General features: G+C 46.8%; 14 protein-coding genes. 9 read left to right on the top strand and 5 right to left on the bottom strand.

Annotated elements, in window-relative coordinates; all coding sequences use genetic code 11:
- Positions 1-20: 20 nt before the first annotated feature.
- From QOX26_RS11840 to dcd, 6 genes are all read left to right on the top strand, one after another.
- Entirely contained in the window at positions 21-299 is a 279-nt protein-coding gene (locus QOX26_RS11840) for a zinc-ribbon domain containing protein (protein ID WP_283675191.1), read from the top strand.
- 143 nt (positions 300-442) lie between these two features.
- On the top strand, positions 443-643 hold the full coding sequence (locus QOX26_RS11835) for a DUF1858 domain-containing protein (RefSeq protein WP_283675190.1): 201 nt from the start codon (positions 443-445) through the stop codon (positions 641-643).
- A gap of 49 nt (positions 644-692) precedes the next feature.
- Positions 693-1388: a class I SAM-dependent methyltransferase gene (locus QOX26_RS11830; RefSeq protein ID WP_283675189.1), complete on the top strand. Its 696-nt coding sequence runs from the start codon at positions 693-695 to the stop codon at positions 1386-1388.
- A complete protein-coding gene (locus QOX26_RS11825) occupies positions 1385-2161 on the top strand; it encodes a Nif3-like dinuclear metal center hexameric protein (RefSeq protein WP_283675188.1) in 777 nt (258 codons plus the stop codon). Before QOX26_RS11830 ends, QOX26_RS11825 begins: the two co-directional genes overlap by 4 nt.
- Before the next feature lie 12 nt (positions 2162-2173).
- Positions 2174-3949 carry an Rqc2 family fibronectin-binding protein gene (locus tag QOX26_RS11820; protein WP_283675187.1) on the top strand — a complete coding sequence of 592 codons (1776 nt, stop codon included), beginning with the start codon at positions 2174-2176 and terminating at the stop codon, positions 3947-3949.
- Positions 3950-3961: 12 nt separating this feature from the next.
- Positions 3962-4480, top strand: a complete 519-nt coding sequence (dcd, locus tag QOX26_RS11815) for a dCTP deaminase (protein ID WP_283675186.1) — start codon at positions 3962-3964, stop codon at positions 4478-4480.
- 34 nt (positions 4481-4514) lie between these two features.
- Here dcd and QOX26_RS11810 read toward each other — a convergent pair whose 3' ends face one another.
- Positions 4515-5456, bottom strand: coding sequence for an S-layer homology domain-containing protein (locus QOX26_RS11810; RefSeq protein WP_283675185.1), 942 nt, complete (start codon positions 5454-5456; stop codon positions 4515-4517).
- 197 nt (positions 5457-5653) lie between these two features.
- On the opposite strand from QOX26_RS11810, the gene guaA reads away from it, so the two are divergent.
- Complete coding sequence (gene guaA / locus QOX26_RS11805) at positions 5654-7198, top strand: glutamine-hydrolyzing GMP synthase (RefSeq protein WP_283675184.1); 1545 nt, start codon at positions 5654-5656, stop codon at positions 7196-7198.
- Positions 7199-7285: 87 nt separating this feature from the next.
- Here guaA and QOX26_RS11800 read toward each other — a convergent pair whose 3' ends face one another.
- The 4 genes from QOX26_RS11800 to QOX26_RS11780 all read right to left on the bottom strand — a co-directional run bounded on the left by QOX26_RS11800 (position 7286) and on the right by QOX26_RS11780 (position 12905).
- Positions 7286-8344: a site-specific integrase gene (locus QOX26_RS11800; RefSeq protein WP_283675183.1), complete on the bottom strand. Its 1059-nt coding sequence runs from the start codon at positions 8342-8344 to the stop codon at positions 7286-7288.
- 542 nt (positions 8345-8886) lie between these two features.
- A complete protein-coding gene (locus QOX26_RS11790; protein WP_283675182.1) occupies positions 8887-10335 on the bottom strand; it encodes a tyrosine-type recombinase/integrase in 1449 nt (482 codons plus the stop codon).
- Between the two features lie 623 nt (positions 10336-10958).
- On the bottom strand, positions 10959-11591 hold the full coding sequence (locus QOX26_RS11785; RefSeq protein ID WP_283675181.1) for a hypothetical protein: 633 nt from the start codon (positions 11589-11591) through the stop codon (positions 10959-10961).
- A 90-nt stretch (positions 11592-11681) separates the two neighbouring features.
- A complete protein-coding gene (locus QOX26_RS11780) occupies positions 11682-12905 on the bottom strand; it encodes a tyrosine-type recombinase/integrase (protein WP_283675180.1) in 1224 nt (407 codons plus the stop codon).
- 319 nt (positions 12906-13224) lie between these two features.
- On the opposite strand from QOX26_RS11780, the gene QOX26_RS11775 reads away from it, so the two are divergent.
- Together QOX26_RS11775 and QOX26_RS14400 are read left to right on the top strand one after the other, a co-directional pair.
- On the top strand, positions 13225-15699 hold the full coding sequence (locus QOX26_RS11775) for a DEAD/DEAH box helicase (protein WP_283675179.1): 2475 nt from the start codon (positions 13225-13227) through the stop codon (positions 15697-15699).
- A gap of 5 nt (positions 15700-15704) precedes the next feature.
- Positions 15705-15992, top strand: coding sequence for a DUF2726 domain-containing protein (locus QOX26_RS14400; protein ID WP_442870231.1), 288 nt, complete (start codon positions 15705-15707; stop codon positions 15990-15992).
- Positions 15993-16378: the final 386 nt, after the last annotated feature.

Below are 16378 nucleotides of genomic sequence, written 5' to 3'. Positions count from 1 at the left end.
TATCAAAGAGAGGTAAAATCATGTACGAAGACAAGACTTTAGTATGTAAGGAATGCGGCCAGGAGTTCGTATTTACCGCAGGTGAGCAGGAGTTTTACGCAGAGCGCGGCTTCCAGAACGAGCCCCAGCGCTGCAAGTCCTGCCGTGACAATCGCAAGAACGCAGCTCGTGGCCCCCGTGAATATTTCACCGCTACCTGTGCTTCCTGCGGCGGCGAGGCTCGTGTACCCTTCGAGCCCAAGTCTGATCGCCCGGTATATTGCAGCGAGTGCTTCGCTAAGATGCGCGAAGAAGGCTAATTGCCGAATCAAAACACCCGATGGTTTTCTGTCGGGTGTTTTTTTATTGCATTGCAGCGGCGAATTTCGTAAATTGTGATTGTAATCCGCCGTATTTTGAGGTACAATAGAAACATCAAAAAAATACTTCAGGAGGTCTATCCATGGCTGCAATCACCAAAAAGACCACAATCGGCGAGGTGCTCTCCCGCGATCTGCAAACGGCTAAATTTTTCACCGAGATTGGCATGCACTGCTTGGGCTGCCCGGCGTCTCAGGGCGAAAGCATTGAGGAAGCCTGCATGGTGCATGGCACAGATGCGGACGAGCTGGTTGCCAAGCTCAACAGCTTTTTCGGCGAGTAATCAAAACAGGGCCGGCTGATTTGCCGGCTCTGTTTTTTTGGAGTGAATCATGGAAAGTATTGTATTAACACCACGCCTCGCCTGTATTGCGTCCCTCGTGCCGCAGAATGCACGTTTAGCTGATATCGGCACAGATCATGGCAAATTGCCAATCGCGCTGCTCAAGAGCGGACAGGTCGCGAGCGCGATAGGTTCTGACATTGGCAAGGGGCCGCTCGATCACGCTGCGCGCAATGCGATTGATCACGGTGTGAGTGATCACCTGACGCTGCGTTTGGCGCCTGGCTTGGAGCAAGTCAGGCCGGAGGAGTGTGACACCATTTCAATTGCTGGAATGGGCGGACAGACCATGTGTGAAATTTTATCAGCAGCACCTTGGACAGCGCGGGGTGAGCACTTGCTGCTGCTGCAGCCTATGACCATGATTGCGGAACTCCGGCAATGGTTGGGCTCGCATGGATATGATATTGAGCGAGAAACCATTTGTCGCGAGGAGCATCGCCGCTATGTGGTAATCAGTGCGCGCGGCGGTGCGGCGGTGCGGCATTTGCCGCTGTCTGCATGTGCCGTATCCGAAGCCTTGTGTGCAGCAGAGCACGCACAGGACTATTTGCAGCATTTGCTGCGTCGTGAACTGCATGCACTGTGTGGCATGAAGCAAGGGCAATCGGTAGAGCCGCGTCTATTGCGGCAGCAGCAGGATACCGTTGACGCAATTAAGACTGCTCTGGAGGAAATGAAATGATTACAGTAAAAGATATATTGACGGTTCTAGAAGATATTGCGCCATATACGCTTGCTGAAAGCTGGGACAACGTAGGCCTTCTGGCAGGAGATCGAGTACAGGAGGTTACACGTGTGCTCTGTGCGCTTGATGTGACGGAGACTGTCGTCGCAGAAGCGGTGAACTGCGGTGCAGAACTGATTGTAGCGCACCATCCGGCGATATTCACATCGGTCAGCCGCGTGACAACCGATGATGCAACTGGGCGTGTCCTGCGAGCTGCAATTCAAAATAATATTTCAATCATATGCATGCACACCAATGCGGACTGCGCCGAAGGTGGTGTGAACGACGCACTGGCATCGGCGCTGATTTTGACCGGCGTTCAGAATATGGGAGCGGGCGAAAACGGTATGCTGGGACGTGTCGGCACGTTGCCGCGTGTCATGCAGCCGCGGGAGTTTGCGCACTATGTAAAGGACTGTCTGTCTGCAGGCGGTGTGCGGTTTTGCGACGGTGGTCGCCCAATCAGTCGCGTGGCAGTCGGTGGTGGTGCGTGCGGCAAACTGATGGATTTTGCGATTGCGGCAGGCGCGGAGGCGTTTGTCATTGGCGATTGCAGCTATGATTTAATGCAGTGCGCGCAGTCACTGGGGCTGACCCTGGTAGACGCCGGCCATTTTCCGACTGAGAATCCGATGACGGCAGTCTTTGCCGAAAAGATATTTGCAGCTTTTCCGCAGCTTGAGGTACAAACGTCGCTGAGGCATGCGGACTGCATTGAATTTGTGTAAGGAAGGTTTGCTATGCCATTAGATGCAATCTGCCTTGGGGCGGTAGCACATGAACTGAATGAAAATCTATGCGGCTGCCGTGTTGAGAAGGTCTATCAGCCTGACCGTGAGGAGGTTATACTGCAGACCCGTGGGCAGGGCGGTGCAAAGCGTTTGCTGCTGTCCATCGCCGCAGGAGCGCCGCGTGCGCACCTGATTGAGTCTGCACGCGAAAATCCGGCTGCACCGCCAATGTTCTGTATGCTGCTGCGCAAGCATGTACAGGGGGCGAAAATTGCCTCGATTTCGCAGCCGGTGCTCGAGCGTATGATGGAAATCGAACTGGATACAACCGATGAAATGGGCATACCCTGCAAAAAGTATCTTGTGTGTGAGCTAATGGGTAAACACTCCAATTTAATTTTGCGCGATGGGGAAGGGCGTATTATTGATGCGCTGCGTCGGGTTGACGGCGACATTTCCGGCAAACGTCAGGTGTTGCCTGGATTATTCTATCGTCTGCCGCCGGCACAGGATAAAATAAATCCGTTCTCCATCTCGGGTGCAGGTCTGGCGGCGGCGCTTGGCACGGCGGATGAGGAGCAGGGGATTGATCGTTTTTTGCTGAATCATCTGCTCGGCTTTTCTCCGCTGCTATGCCGGGAGCTGGCGTTTCGTGCCTGCGGCGAGGTTGCAAAACCGATAGGACAGATGTCAGCAGAGGAACAGCATCGTTTGGGAGCAGTTTACGATGATTTTTGCACTTATGTGCAGGAAAAGCGGTTTCGTCCCTTCCTATTGACCAAGAATGAGGATGCAAGTGTTTTTGATTTTTCTTTCCTGCCGCTTACGCAGTATGAGCATCTGATGTCGATCACACAAATGAACAGCTTTTCCGCATTGCTTGCCGCCTTTTTTGAGAAAAAGGGAAAGGCAGAGCGAATGGCGAAGCGGTCCCAAGATTTGCACAAGACTGTTGTCAATGCGCGTGACCGCTTGGCCCGCAAGCTTGCCATACAGCAGAAGGAATTAGAGCAGACGCATAATCGGGAACAATATAAACGACTGGGCGACCTAATCACAGCAAATCTGTACCAATTAGAAAAGGGTATGAATAAGGTCAAGGTTATAGACTATTATGACGAGTCATGTCCGGAAATAGAAATCAGTCTTGATGTCAAAATGACCCCGCAGCAAAATGCACAGCGGTACTTTAAATTGTATACCAAGGCGAAAACGGCGGAAGAGGTACTGTCTGTGCAGATTGAACGCGGCAGAGCCGATTTGGACTATCTGGAAAGCGTGCTGGCTGCATTGAGTGAGGCAGAGGGCGAGCGCGATCTAGCCCAGCTTCGTGAAGAGCTGACGCAGACGGGTATCCTTTCTTCTAAGCAGACGCGCAATAAAAAGGCGCAGATGAAGCCCGTCGCGGCGAAACCGTTTCATTACCGTACCAGTGATGGGTTTGATGTATTTGCAGGGAAAAACAATCTGCAAAACGATATTTTAACACTGAGGACCGCGTTTAAAACGGATATCTGGTTTCACACACAGAAGATTCACGGCTCACATGTTATTCTCGTAGTGGATGGCAGGGAGCCGACCAATCAGGCGATGACAGAAGCGGCTATGATTGCGGCATATCATTCCAAGGCGCGCACCTCATCTATGGTGCCGGTTGATTTTACGCCGGTGCGGCAGGTGAAAAAACCCGCCGGAGCAAAACCGGGCATGGTAATTTATCACGTTTACCAAACAGCCTATATTACACCGAATGAGACCCAAATCGAAAAGCTGCGCGTTGAGTGAGGAGTACAGACGATGATTTTATCCGGAAAAGAAATCCAGAAGCGTATCGGCAAAGAAATTATTATCGAACCATTTGACAAGCGCCGCATTAATCCGAACAGCTATAACTTGTCACTCGCCAACGAATTGCTGGTATATGATCATTATGAACTGGACATGAAGCTGCCTAATCCAGCCAGCCGTATTGTCATTCCGGATGAGGGGTTGCTGCTCGAACCCAATAAGCTGTACTTGGGACGTACCAACGAATACACTGCAACCGATCGGTATGTTCCCATGTTGGAAGGACGGTCTTCCACCGGTCGTTTGGGCTTGTTTATTCATGTTTCAGCAGGCTTTGGCGATATCGGCTTCAAGGGGTATTGGACATTGGAAATCTTCTGCGTGCAGCCTGTCCGCATCTATCCCAATGTGGAGGTCTGTCAGATTTATTACCATGATATTGATGGGGAATATGATTTGTATACCGGCGGCAAATACCAGAACAACAAAGGGATTGAAGCCAGTAAGTTATATCAAGATTTTAAATGAAAAAAGGAGGAACGATGTCCGTTCCTCCTTTTGATTAGTCCTCGATCAGGATTAAGGCCTGATAAAGCATCTCACAGGCTGTCTGCCGGGTGATAGGTGCGTTGGATGCCTGCATCTGCGCCAGCGGCGAAAGCACATCCAGACGGCTCAGGCTGCTCATAGCAGCTTGCGCCCAGTTCATCTCGCCGCTGTGCTCCAACTCCAAGGTCAGTCGTACATCATCCAAATTCTCGGTCAGCAGATTATTGATGACCACACTCGCTTCAGCCAGCGTAATCGGGTTTTCACCACGAATTTCGGCAAGTCCGCTTGCGGTTTGATATCCGCTGACAAGACCGTTGGCGGCAGCAGCACTCACATAGGGCTTTGCCCAAGCCGACAGCCCGCTGTCATCCAGAAAATCGGTTTGCGTGGTCGGCTGAACGGGTAATTCTGCTACCGCTGCAGCCATGGCAATAAACTCGCTGCGGGTCACGCTTTGCGTCGGACGGAAGAATGCGCAGTCGCCAATATGTTCACCTTCCATGATACCGGACTCAGCCAGCTTGATGGCTGCATAGTGGGACGGGTTGCCCTGCATATCGGCGTAGGTCAACTTGGCACGATTCTTTTCGATTTGGATGCTGACTTGCGCCGCCTTGGCCGTATTGCCGTTCGCATCCACGGCGGTATAGCCAAACTTGTCGGTACCGGTTTTTTCACCCGGCATGTAAACAAGTGTTTGGCCGTCAATCGAGGCGGCACCGAGACGAGGCTGCTCCGTCAGCTGGAACAGTTGTACGTCATTGTCGGCATCTGTGGCGGTTAGCGGCAGTTCGATGGCGACGCCGGGTACGGTAGCGCCCTGCAGCGGCTGTACAACAGGCGCTGCGCCATTGGCCAAAACAGGCATCGTGCCGACAGCGACCGCACCACAGGTAAACAATGCGGCAATGAGCAGCATAGCAAGAGACAGCTGCAATTTACGATCCTTCATAATTCATCCACCCTTTCAAGGTTTGCTTGTCCGCAGTATGCCCAAACTTGGGGTATTTATGCAAAAAGACAAAATCATTTTGATTATAAAACGGCAACCTTGCCGAAAGGGGGAAAAAGGTCGGGAAAATGCTTGCCGAAATCGCCGTTTTGTGGCATAATTCTTTTATATGTAATGGAACGAAAGGAGCAAATTTGATGGAGAATCATCAGCTCATTCTGGTATTGGACTTTGGCGGTCAGTATAATCAGCTGATTGCACGCCGCGTGCGCGAGCATAATGTTTATTGTGAGGTTAAACCGTATAAAACCTCAATTGAGGAGATTCGTGCGCTGAATCCGATTGGCATTATTTTCACCGGCGGCCCCAACAGTGTATACGATCCTGCTTCTCCGCAGTGCGATCCTGCGGTGTTTGAATTGGGTGTTCCGGTGCTCGGTATTTGCTATGGCTGTCAGCTGATGGCGCATACGCTTGGCGGGCAGGTCACGGCAGCACAGGACGATACGGCCCGTGAGTATGGCAAGACGCAGACTTTTTACAATACGGCCTGTAAGCTGTTTAAGGGTCTGCCCGAAGAGGGCATCTCCTGGATGAGCCACGGCGACTATATGGCCAAAGTGCCGGATGGATTTGAACTGGTCGGACATACGGCAATGTGCCCGAATGTTGCGATTGCAGACGCTGCGCGTGGTTTCTATGGCGTACAGTTCCATCCTGAGGTGAATCATACCGAAAATGGCTCGCTGATGCTCAAAAACTTCCTGTTTGAAATCTGTCAGGCCAAGGGCGACTGGACGATGGAGGATTATAAAAATAATTCCATCAAGTCGATTCGCGAAAAGGTTGGCGATGGAAAGGTTCTGCTGGCGCTGTCCGGCGGTGTTGATTCATCGGTTGCGGCAGCACTGTTGGCAGAGGCAGTCGGAAATCAGCTTACTTGCGTATTCGTTGACCACGGCCTAATGCGCAAAGATGAAGGCGATGAGGTTGAAGCAGCGTTCTCTAAGTGGGACATTAATTTTATTCGTGTTGATGCAGAAAAGCGTTTTTTGGACAAGCTAGCTGGTGTTTCCGATCCGGAAACCAAGCGTAAGATTATTGGCGAGGAGTTTATCCGCGTATTCGAGGATGAAGGCAAAAAAATCGGATCGGTGGATTATCTGGTTCAGGGTACGATTTATCCCGATGTTATCGAATCCGGCGCGGGTGATGCTGCAGTCATTAAGAGCCATCATAATGTTGGCGGTCTGCCGGATTATGTTGATTTCAAGGAGATTATCGAGCCGCTGCGTCTGCTGTTTAAGGATGAAGTACGTCAGCTGGGTCGGGAACTCGACCTGCCTGAGTATTTGGTTATGCGTCAGCCGTTCCCCGGACCGGGTCTTGCTATTCGCGTCATCGGTGATATTACGAAGGAGAAGCTGGATGTCCTGCGTGAAGCGGATTTCATCTTCCGTGATGAAATTGCTAAAGCAAACCTCGAATATACCATGAATCAGTATTTTGCGGTGTTGACCAACATGCGAAGTGTTGGTGTTATGGGTGACGGACGCACGTATGACTATACGCTGGCGCTGCGTTCGGTTACCACGACCGATTTCATGACTGCCGACTGGGCACGGATTCCGTATGATGTATTGGATCGCATTTCGGTGCGCATTGTAAATGAAGTAGGGCATATCAATCGTATTGTCTATGACATCACGTCCAAACCGCCCGCTACGATCGAGTGGGAGTAACGTAACCATTGCCGCAAACCCTGATGAATACAGGGTTTGCGGCTTTCTCTTTCACCTCAGAGTACACAAAAGGTACACGAATCGCGGTTAAAAGAAGCTTTGCAGCCGTTCAGCCACCTCACCTTGCTTGTTGGGATACAGGTGGGAATAGGTCTGCAAAGTGGTTTTTATATCTTCATGACCCAGCCTCTCGCTAATCAGCAGTGGAGAAAACCCCATTTCTATCAGTAATGAAGCGTGTGAGTGTCGGAGATCATGAACTCTGATTATCTTGACGCCACTTTTCTTAGAGCCTCTGCTCATCTCCTGACGAAGATAGCTTTTGGTGACCTTGAACAGACGCTCGCTTGGTTCGTAGTCAACGAGCCTTTGCACATAATCCTTGATGATGTCGCAGATAAAGGGCGGCAGGGTCACTTTCCGTTTGATTTTCGGTGTTTTGGGCTCGAGAATCAAATCCTCATTATCGAGCCGTGCATAGTTTTTGTTGATAGACACTGTGTTCGCATTAAAATCAAAGTCGCTTAGTGTCAATGCAAGCATTTCTCCAGAACGCATTCCAGACCAAAAGAGCAGGTTGAAAATCGTCTTAGACATAACCTTGTCCTCGACAGCCGCAATGAATTTTTTAAATTTATCCACCGTCCAAAACAGCATGCAGTCTGCATTCTTCTTTCCCATCGCCCCACAAACTCTGGCGGGGTTTTCAGGAAGCTTATAATACTTACAAGCAAAGTTGAAGATAGCAGAAACTTGGTTATGTATGGTTTTAAGGTATGTTTCGCTGTAACTATTGGGGTGCGAAATAAGTGTCGTTTGCCATTTCCGAACTGTTGTTGGTGTGATTTTGTTGATTGGCATATTTCCGAAATGGGGCAACACATGGGCACTAATCAAAAATTCCTTGCCCGAGTAGGTTGTTGGCTTTAAGCGAGGCTTGCAGTCTTCCATATAGAGCTCAATCAGAGAGGAGAACAGCATATCACAGGAAGCGTGTGCTTTGCTCAAAAATTCCGTTTCGAACGCCTTTGCCTCTTTTTGCAGTTTAAAGCCCATCTTCTTTTTCTGTGTCTTTTTGCCCGTCCAATCAGTAAAAACAAATTTGCAATACCACAATCCGGTTTTTTGGTCTTTGTAGGTAGGCATTTGCACCTCCTTCTGCTACCACAAATATATTGTAGCATTGCTTTTATCAAAAGTACAAGCCTAACCGTTATAAGTACACATTTTCATAGAAGTATTTAGCGGATATTTTGCCTGCAATTGTGATTTTCCCGGACTTTTTCAAGTCTTCATTGAGACTGCGGATTATTCTGTATGCGGTACTTCTTGAAATATTTAGAATGATAGCAACATCACTTGCTGTTAGGAATTTTTTGTCGGGAGAAAGGTGGGGTGGGTTCATCCATGCGCTCCTTTCCATTTTAGATGATATAAAACACCATCCAGCCATTTGATAAATGGTTAGATGGTGTTTCTAATAGCGAAACAATTTTATATCGGAAATCCTAATTTAAAAGTAACTATTTGGGTAGAGAAATATGCCTTTTCGCTCTCGTTGTAACATGGTTTTTCTTTTTGTAACACGATTTATGTTACAATTTAAATTTCAAGTGACGCCAAGTAAAAGGGACCGACAACACGCTTATAGCCAATACAGAGTGATGTTTTATATCAGTAGAAATGCTTTAATCGTTGCTTTTGCAAAGGCAACTTGCGTGTCTTGCGTTGATCTCATGCAATACGGTAGCAAGGTGTATGCAAAAACCAATATTGCAGGTGCAGTATAAGTCTGCAACACAGTTATACGCATCAAGATTCACCTCAACAAATAATGGCTCCCCGGCATTGGGTTGAACCATGGCATCATAGCATCCGCCATCGGATTCAGTAAGACTTTGCAATGCGCCGCTGCTCAAAAAGTTTTGGATGTCTGCAAGGCTTTCGTGATTCAGTTCGGAAACCCACTCGGCAATGGGCATTCTTTCGTTCTTTTTCATATCATATCCTCTTTCTTCGTTAAAATTTTTTATGGTTTCAGCACTACTGAGCTTCTCTTGGAAGGTTAGGTGGGAATATAGATCGGCCGTTGTCTGAATACTGCTATGTCCAAGCCACTGTTGGACTTCGATAAGTGGTGTGCGTGCGGTAATGAGCAAATTTGCGCAGCTATGGCGAAGATCATGCAGGCGAATGAGCCGCAGTCCGTGCTTTGCTAAAAGCTTTGGAAATGCCTCTGTAATATAATTTGGCTTTAATGGCTGGCCCTTTTTATCTACAAAAATATAGTCATCCGCCTCAGCCGAGTTTTCTTCGTAGCGTCGTTGCCGCTCCGCCAGCAACATATTGCGCAGCGGCTCAACCATGGGAAGTGTTCGTAGGCTGGCAGTGCGTTTAAGCTTATCCTGTGCAACGGAAGCTGTCCGCCCATTTACATTGCCTCGGATTACCTCGTGCTGGACATTCAGAATGTTGTTGGTAAAATCAATTGCACCCCAGCGCAGCCCCAGCAGCTCGCCACGCCGCATCCCTGTGTAAACGGCCATCATCAGTATCGGCTCCAGCTTTTCCTCCTGAATGGCATCCAGTAGCTGCCGGCACTCTTGTGTGGTGTAGGGTTTGGTGACATATACCGCCTTTCTTGGTCGCCTCACTCGTGCGGCAGGATTTGTTGGAATCATCTCGTGGTAGTATGCATCCTCCAGTGCCTTATGGATGACCGCATGATGACGCAGAACGGTGCTCTCCGATACGCCTCTTTTGCGAAGCTCCTGATGATATGCAATGATATCGGCAGGCTTTAATGCAGACAAAGCAATTCTCTTGGGCGCATAAAATTCAATGACTTGCCCTTTTAAAATTGACTGATAGCTATCGAAGGTCGCCTTTGCAAGTTCGCATTGGCGACCCTCGATCCACTGTTCGAGGTATTCGGAAAATAGCATATTACCGTATGCACGCCCAGCGGCACTGTACTCCAAACGCTTTTGATATAACATCTCCTCAGCTCTATGTTTATTTCCCTTCACTGATAAACCTGTGCCAATCCATTTTGGGATGCGTTTTCCTTCCGGTGCACGTAGCTCCAGCACCATATACCATTTGCCGGCCTTTGCGCTTAAATGTCCTGAAATCATTTGTATATCCTCCTTTAATAAATATAAATACCGCCATAAAATATGGCGGCAGGGTTTAGAAATATTGAAAAAGCCTGAATCTATATGTTCCAAACGAGTCGCACTCGAAATCCACTCGGTCAGTTGCCTTGATAATGCCGGAAAACCTTGAGTTTCCGTGGGTTTGCGGGATTTTGAAAATTTAGTGTTTTAGCGATTTCTACGGTTTTTCTACACTTTGCCTTGACTTCTACGCGGGGCTTGGTGTATTAAAATAAATATGGAGGCGTATCGAAGTGGTCATAACGAGCCTGACTCGAAATGCGACTCGCTTTGACCACTTCAGGGTTCAAATATTTTTAAGGAGGGCATCCTTGTAAGGGGGAAGATGAATATTGTAATCCTTTGAATGGGATGACACCAAAAGCGCCGAAAGTTGGGGGTGACCAAATGAGCGGTTTTCTGTGCGGCTATAGCCCTGCCAGCACATTTAGAAAATAGGTCGCAAAGACTGATATTGTTTCCTCTGGCAGTGGGGGATAGGAATCATACTGCTTTAACTCTGGTAGCCGGAGCATGGTCATGGCAAAAAGGTGTGCGAACAGTTCACTTAGCTGCTCTGCGCTACTTTCGCTTTGCGTGTTTCAGATGAAGCGATCCAGCAGTACAAATATATCCGGCACCACTAGCAGACTGTCAGTCAGCTTAATGTTGAGTAGATGCCACAGTTCATGAAGTAGCATGGATCCGGGATGAGTCTTTGTGTCTCGCTGGATGTGCGGCATAATGATGTCGCAGGTTATCTGTCCATCCGTGGTAGAATAAGGGCGGCAAAGAGCATCGAAGCTACGGTGGGCATCGTTTGGTAACAGCAGATACAAAAGCGCATCTCCCAGCACTTTTTGAGAAAAGTCATAGCACTCATCCAGTGTAGATAAAATATGTGTTACTTCTTGCGCTGTGATTTGTGGGCCACCGGCACAAAAGAAATCCTGCTGAATATGATCTGCAATTTCCAACAGACAGTCACGGTTTGCCTTGAGACTTCTTTGATAGCACCAGTTGCGGTAGAGATAAATATAGACAGCATCCGTGCCCTCGCAGATAAACCAGTTTCTATGTTTGTACAGCATACTATCAAAACAATGATGTTGGCAGCGTTCCTCCAGTGCGGCATAAAGCTGCTTGCACTCAGCCTGTTTTAAATCCGGACAAGTGGCTTGTTCCTTGAGGTAATCGCCCAAGGCGGCAAATGTTTTGCAGTGGTCTATGTTCATGGGAAACATTCCTTTCGTTCTGATGGAGATAAGATTCTTGGCAACCGGCTTGTGTAATGGATAGACCTATCGCCTCCTAAGAGATAGGTCTTACGTTCGATTCCTGTTCATTATCCCCTTTTGAAAAAAGACCTCGTCCATGCGTTTAGCATTGGCTATGCGGTTATTTTCTAAAATGTGACCATACAGTTCGGTAATCATCTCCACCTGAGCATGTCCAGAATCCCCCTGTATCGATTTGAGATCTCCCTGTGACAGCACCAGTTTATAGGTGATACTACTATGTCGCAGACTATGGAAGGTTACTTGTGGCAGACCAGCCGCTTTCAACACTTCGTGAAAGCGGTCGGTTAAAGTGTGCTCCTGGATGGGACGCCCATCCGGATAGCAGAAAATGAGTCCCAGTTCAGTTGCAGGAGAGGATATCTTAAAGGCTTCCAATTCCGACATCACTGAGGCTGGTAAATAGATAACCCGGTTGCTGGCTTTTGTTTTAGGACGCTTGAGCACCAGAGTAGTGCAGGCAGTACTCAGCACGGATGGAAATTGATAGAGAATATCTCGTCCCTGTAGCTTGGTCAGTGCATGGTTACTGACTCGGCATAGGGTTTTGTTTACCCGTATGCTTCCCTCAACAAAATTTACGTCCTGCCAGGTCAGTGCCAGCAGTTCGCCCTTGCGCAGCGTTCCAGCAAAGGCAAGTGTTACGGCCATACGCAATATGGGGTCGCTGATACAGTGATTCAGTAGCAGTCTTACCTGTTCAGGAATAAGGAAAACAAGGGAAGCGGGATGTGATTTTGGAAGTGGCGCGCCGTGAAAGGGGTTTCGCTGTAAATACTCCCACAGCACCGCCTGCTCAAAGGCACTGTGCAGCAGCTTGTGAAGGCTGCGCAGAGTTTGTGCAGTAATCGGTTTACCTGTTGGGGCATGGCAGCGACCACCTTGTTGTGGCAGTTGCGCAAAGCGGCGATACAGCTGTGCTACCACACGAGGCGAGAGTTCTTCTAGCCGCATCATGCCAATGGTCGGTATGAGGAAACGGCGAATAAGGCTGCAATTTGCTTGGTAGGTGGATAGTGACCAATGGCTTACTCCATATGGCTCCACGTATTGTACAAAAAATTGTTCCACCGTCTGTACACACTGACGGTGGACTTCTGTTCGTGTATGTGAGCATAGTTCCAGTAATTCCTTTCGTTGCTGCGCCTCCTCAAGACTGTAGTAGGTTTCCCATTTTTGCCTTTTCTTTTCGTTTGTGGTGTCTGTATAGACAACCGCATAACTTTTGTTGCGTTTTACAATAGATGCCATAATATTGATTCCTCCATAAAAAATTACACTATTCAAACGAAAGTGCTATTTTTAGAATAGCATCTATGTGCCACTAGTTAAAAATGTAAATATAGAAACAAATTTTCTGAGTTAAAAAGCTGTAGGTGTGTTTATGATATCTGTCATAAACGCACCTACAGCTCTTTATTAATCGTCATCCAATGATATAGTATAATAAGTCGAAACAGCGGTTGCTCTTATTTGGAAAAACAGCTATACTTAAACTTATAAAAATTAATGTTTTTCTCCGAGAATCCTGTGATATAACGCCATTCTACAGAAGGATGCCCTCGGCGTAGTGACTAGATATATTGGTATAGGAGTTTTGAACTTATGGATATTTTTTTCCAAGCTGGTTGTGATGAAGGGAAAAGATTATACCGATAAAGTTATTGACATAGAACCTCAGTATCCTTATGTCAAAATCACTCTTTCTAATGGGCGGGAATACACGCCGAAATATGAAAATACATATATTGCAGATTTAAGCGGAAGTGTGGATCTAAACAAAAAAATTGTGCTTTATAATTCCACCCCGCTTTTGAATGTGACACATCTTTTAGATTTTGGAAAGCTGTATCGTGTGATTTTTAAAGATGGAAAATCTAAAATATATCCTCGTCAATCGATTAGAATAGAGGAAGATTTGCAAAAAAAGCATCGAGAGCTTTGGGAGTACTGGTGCGATATCGCACAGCATGTAAAGATTGGGGAGTCGGATGGAGAAAAAGGAGCCACTTTTGTAGCCAGGGCATTTGCGTCAATTCCTTGCATTCATCCCGAAAGTGCTTTGGCTCAGTATATGAACGGTACCTATAATCAAATAGAATTGGATGGGATCCCTTTGATCTTCCCGTTCGATTTTAATCAAAGTCAACAAGATGCAATTGTTCAAACCCTTTGCAATTCAATTTCTATTATCGAAGGGCCTCCTGGAACCGGGAAAACGCAGACCATCATTAATCTCATTTCCAATCTTGTGGGGCAAAGAAACTTAAATGTGGCTATGGTTTCCGGTACGAATGAAGCAGTACGGAATGTGCAAGAGAAATTAGGTCAAGAGGGCTATCACTTTTTGCTTGCAGATTTAGGGAGGAACAACAAGCAAGAGGCTTTTTTTGCAAATCCGCCGCATCCAGATTTAGAGGCATTGACAGGCCGCATCGCTCATTTACCGCCAGATGAAATCAGTGAATTGAGCAAGCTGTTTCTATTAGAACGAAAACGAGCCCAACTTGAGCAGCAGCTTGCAAATTATCGATTGGAGTACGAGCATTTCAGGCGTTATCGCCAATCGCAAGATTATAATGACATGGAGACGCTAAGTGTTTCAAAATTACCATCAGAAAAAATCGTACAGTTTTTGGCGGAAACGCAGTTGAATGTTCTTCGAAATAAGAAGGCATCGTTTTTTTATAGACTAAAACTTTTTGTAAAATATCGCTTTAGAGAGTTTTCTCTGTTAAGCCAAAATGAAATTAAGCTGGTGTTAGAAGTCCAGAGTTGTTATTATGAAGCTAAAATATCAGAAATCAGCAGGCAAATTGAAGAGCTTAAATTACAATTACTGCGCTCTAATTTTGAAGAACGGCAAAAGGCGTATCAACAGACCTCTCGAGAAATATTAAACCTCAATCTGGCAAAGCGTTATGCCGAACTGGATGACGTGGTATTTACGAAAGAGTCGTTCAAAAAAGATTTTGATCGCTTCCTGGCCCACTACCCGGTAATCCTCAGCACAACATTTTCGATTATCAACAGCATCCCCAAAGGGTTCCTGTTTGATTATTTAATCATTGATGAATCTTCGCAGGTGGATATTTTAAGCGGCGTCCTTGCGTTGTCCTGTTGCAAGCGTGCGGTGATTGTCGGAGATACCAAGCAACTTCCGCAAATTGTTGATGAAAAGATAAAGGACAAGCTTGTCAGTCAATGCCCAGTCCCTTCTTATGACTACTTTTGCCACAGCTTGTTATCTTCCGTGATAGAGGTGCTTGGAGAAAAGGCACCGCGGAAACTGCTGCGTGAGCATTATCGCTGTGAGCCGGCGATCATTCAATTTTGCAACCAACGCTATTATGGTGGAGAACTCATTGTCTTAAAGAAAGGCTCTGAGCAGCTCCCGCTTGTCCTATACCAAACGGCTCCTGGAAATCACATGAGAATGGTGACAAAAGGTGAAGGGAAAGGAAAATTCAATCAGCGAGAATTAGATACAATCATGGAAGAGATACTGACGAAGCCCGATCAGTTAGATACTTCGAAGATTGGGTTTACTACCCCCTATGTAAAGCAGGCACAAAAGGCGGACGGCATATTTCCAAAGGAACTGGAATGTGACACAATACATAAATACCAAGGGCGTCAAAAAGAAATTATGATTTTATCAACGGTGTTGAGTAATACACGGTATGGTCATATTAGCCTTCGATTTGTGGACGATCCGCACAAGATCAACGTTGCTGTTTCACGCGCCCAGCGACAGTTTGTTTTGGTGACAGATAAAGCCCTTTTTGAACGCTCGGCCAAAGAACTCAAAGCACTCATTGGGTATATGGAGTATCAGTTGTTGGATGCCGCAATTGTGGAGTCAAAGGTTGTATCTGTATTTGACTTGCTTTATCGGGAGTATTCTCATACCCTGCTCGAATTTGGAAAACGGCTTCCCTCCATTTCACGATATCAGTCTGAAAATATTATGTTACAACTACTATCCGACATCTTAAAAAACCGAATTATAAGGACTATTCTTTTGCATTTCAAGTTTTGCTGAAGAATATGTTTCATGATTTGCAGATGCTGTCTGATAGTGAAATAGAGTATATAAACCATAGGGCCTCCGCTGATTTTGTCGTGTACAATGAAGCTACACGGAAGCCGGCTTTTGTCATAGAAGTAGACGGCTTTGCATCTCACGAAAATAACCCTAGGCAGCAAGAAAGAGATTTGATGAAAGATCACATTTTCAAAGTGTACGGACTTCCCCTGCTCCGCCTATCAACAAATGGTAGTGGGGAGGAAGTAAAGATCCGTCAAACGTTGGAACAGATTCAAGCTAGGGTATAGCAATTAGGCGAAGATCATAGATAAAAGTGCTTTTCCCAGAAGTTTAATTTGAAAAATATTGAAGTATATAACAAAACAAATTCATTCGAATTGATTGGAATGAACTTATAAGAAGTCGGGAGCTACTGGGTGTACGCACCGTACGCCTGTGAGCCATCACAGAAAAGACAATATATCTGTGCGGTACTCGTGAATGGTGCAAGAACTTCGGCCCTTGATTATGTTTAGGCAGGACAAGTATTGTTCTAAAAGTGGACAAGTGTAAGCAGTCAAGTAAAGTGCACACTTTTTCGCCAGCAAATGCACACTTTTTCAGCGCCAGTTTTTTAGCCGGTAATGGACTGGTGGTGAGCTAAACGGTAGCTGTTACCAGTCATGTTAATAAT

The sequence above is a fragment of the Butyricicoccus sp. Marseille-Q5471 genome, from assembly GCF_951230135.1.
In the GTDB taxonomy this organism is placed as follows: Bacteria; Bacillota; Clostridia; order Oscillospirales; family Butyricicoccaceae; genus Agathobaculum.
This window is presented reverse-complemented; position numbering and strand designations above follow the sequence as displayed.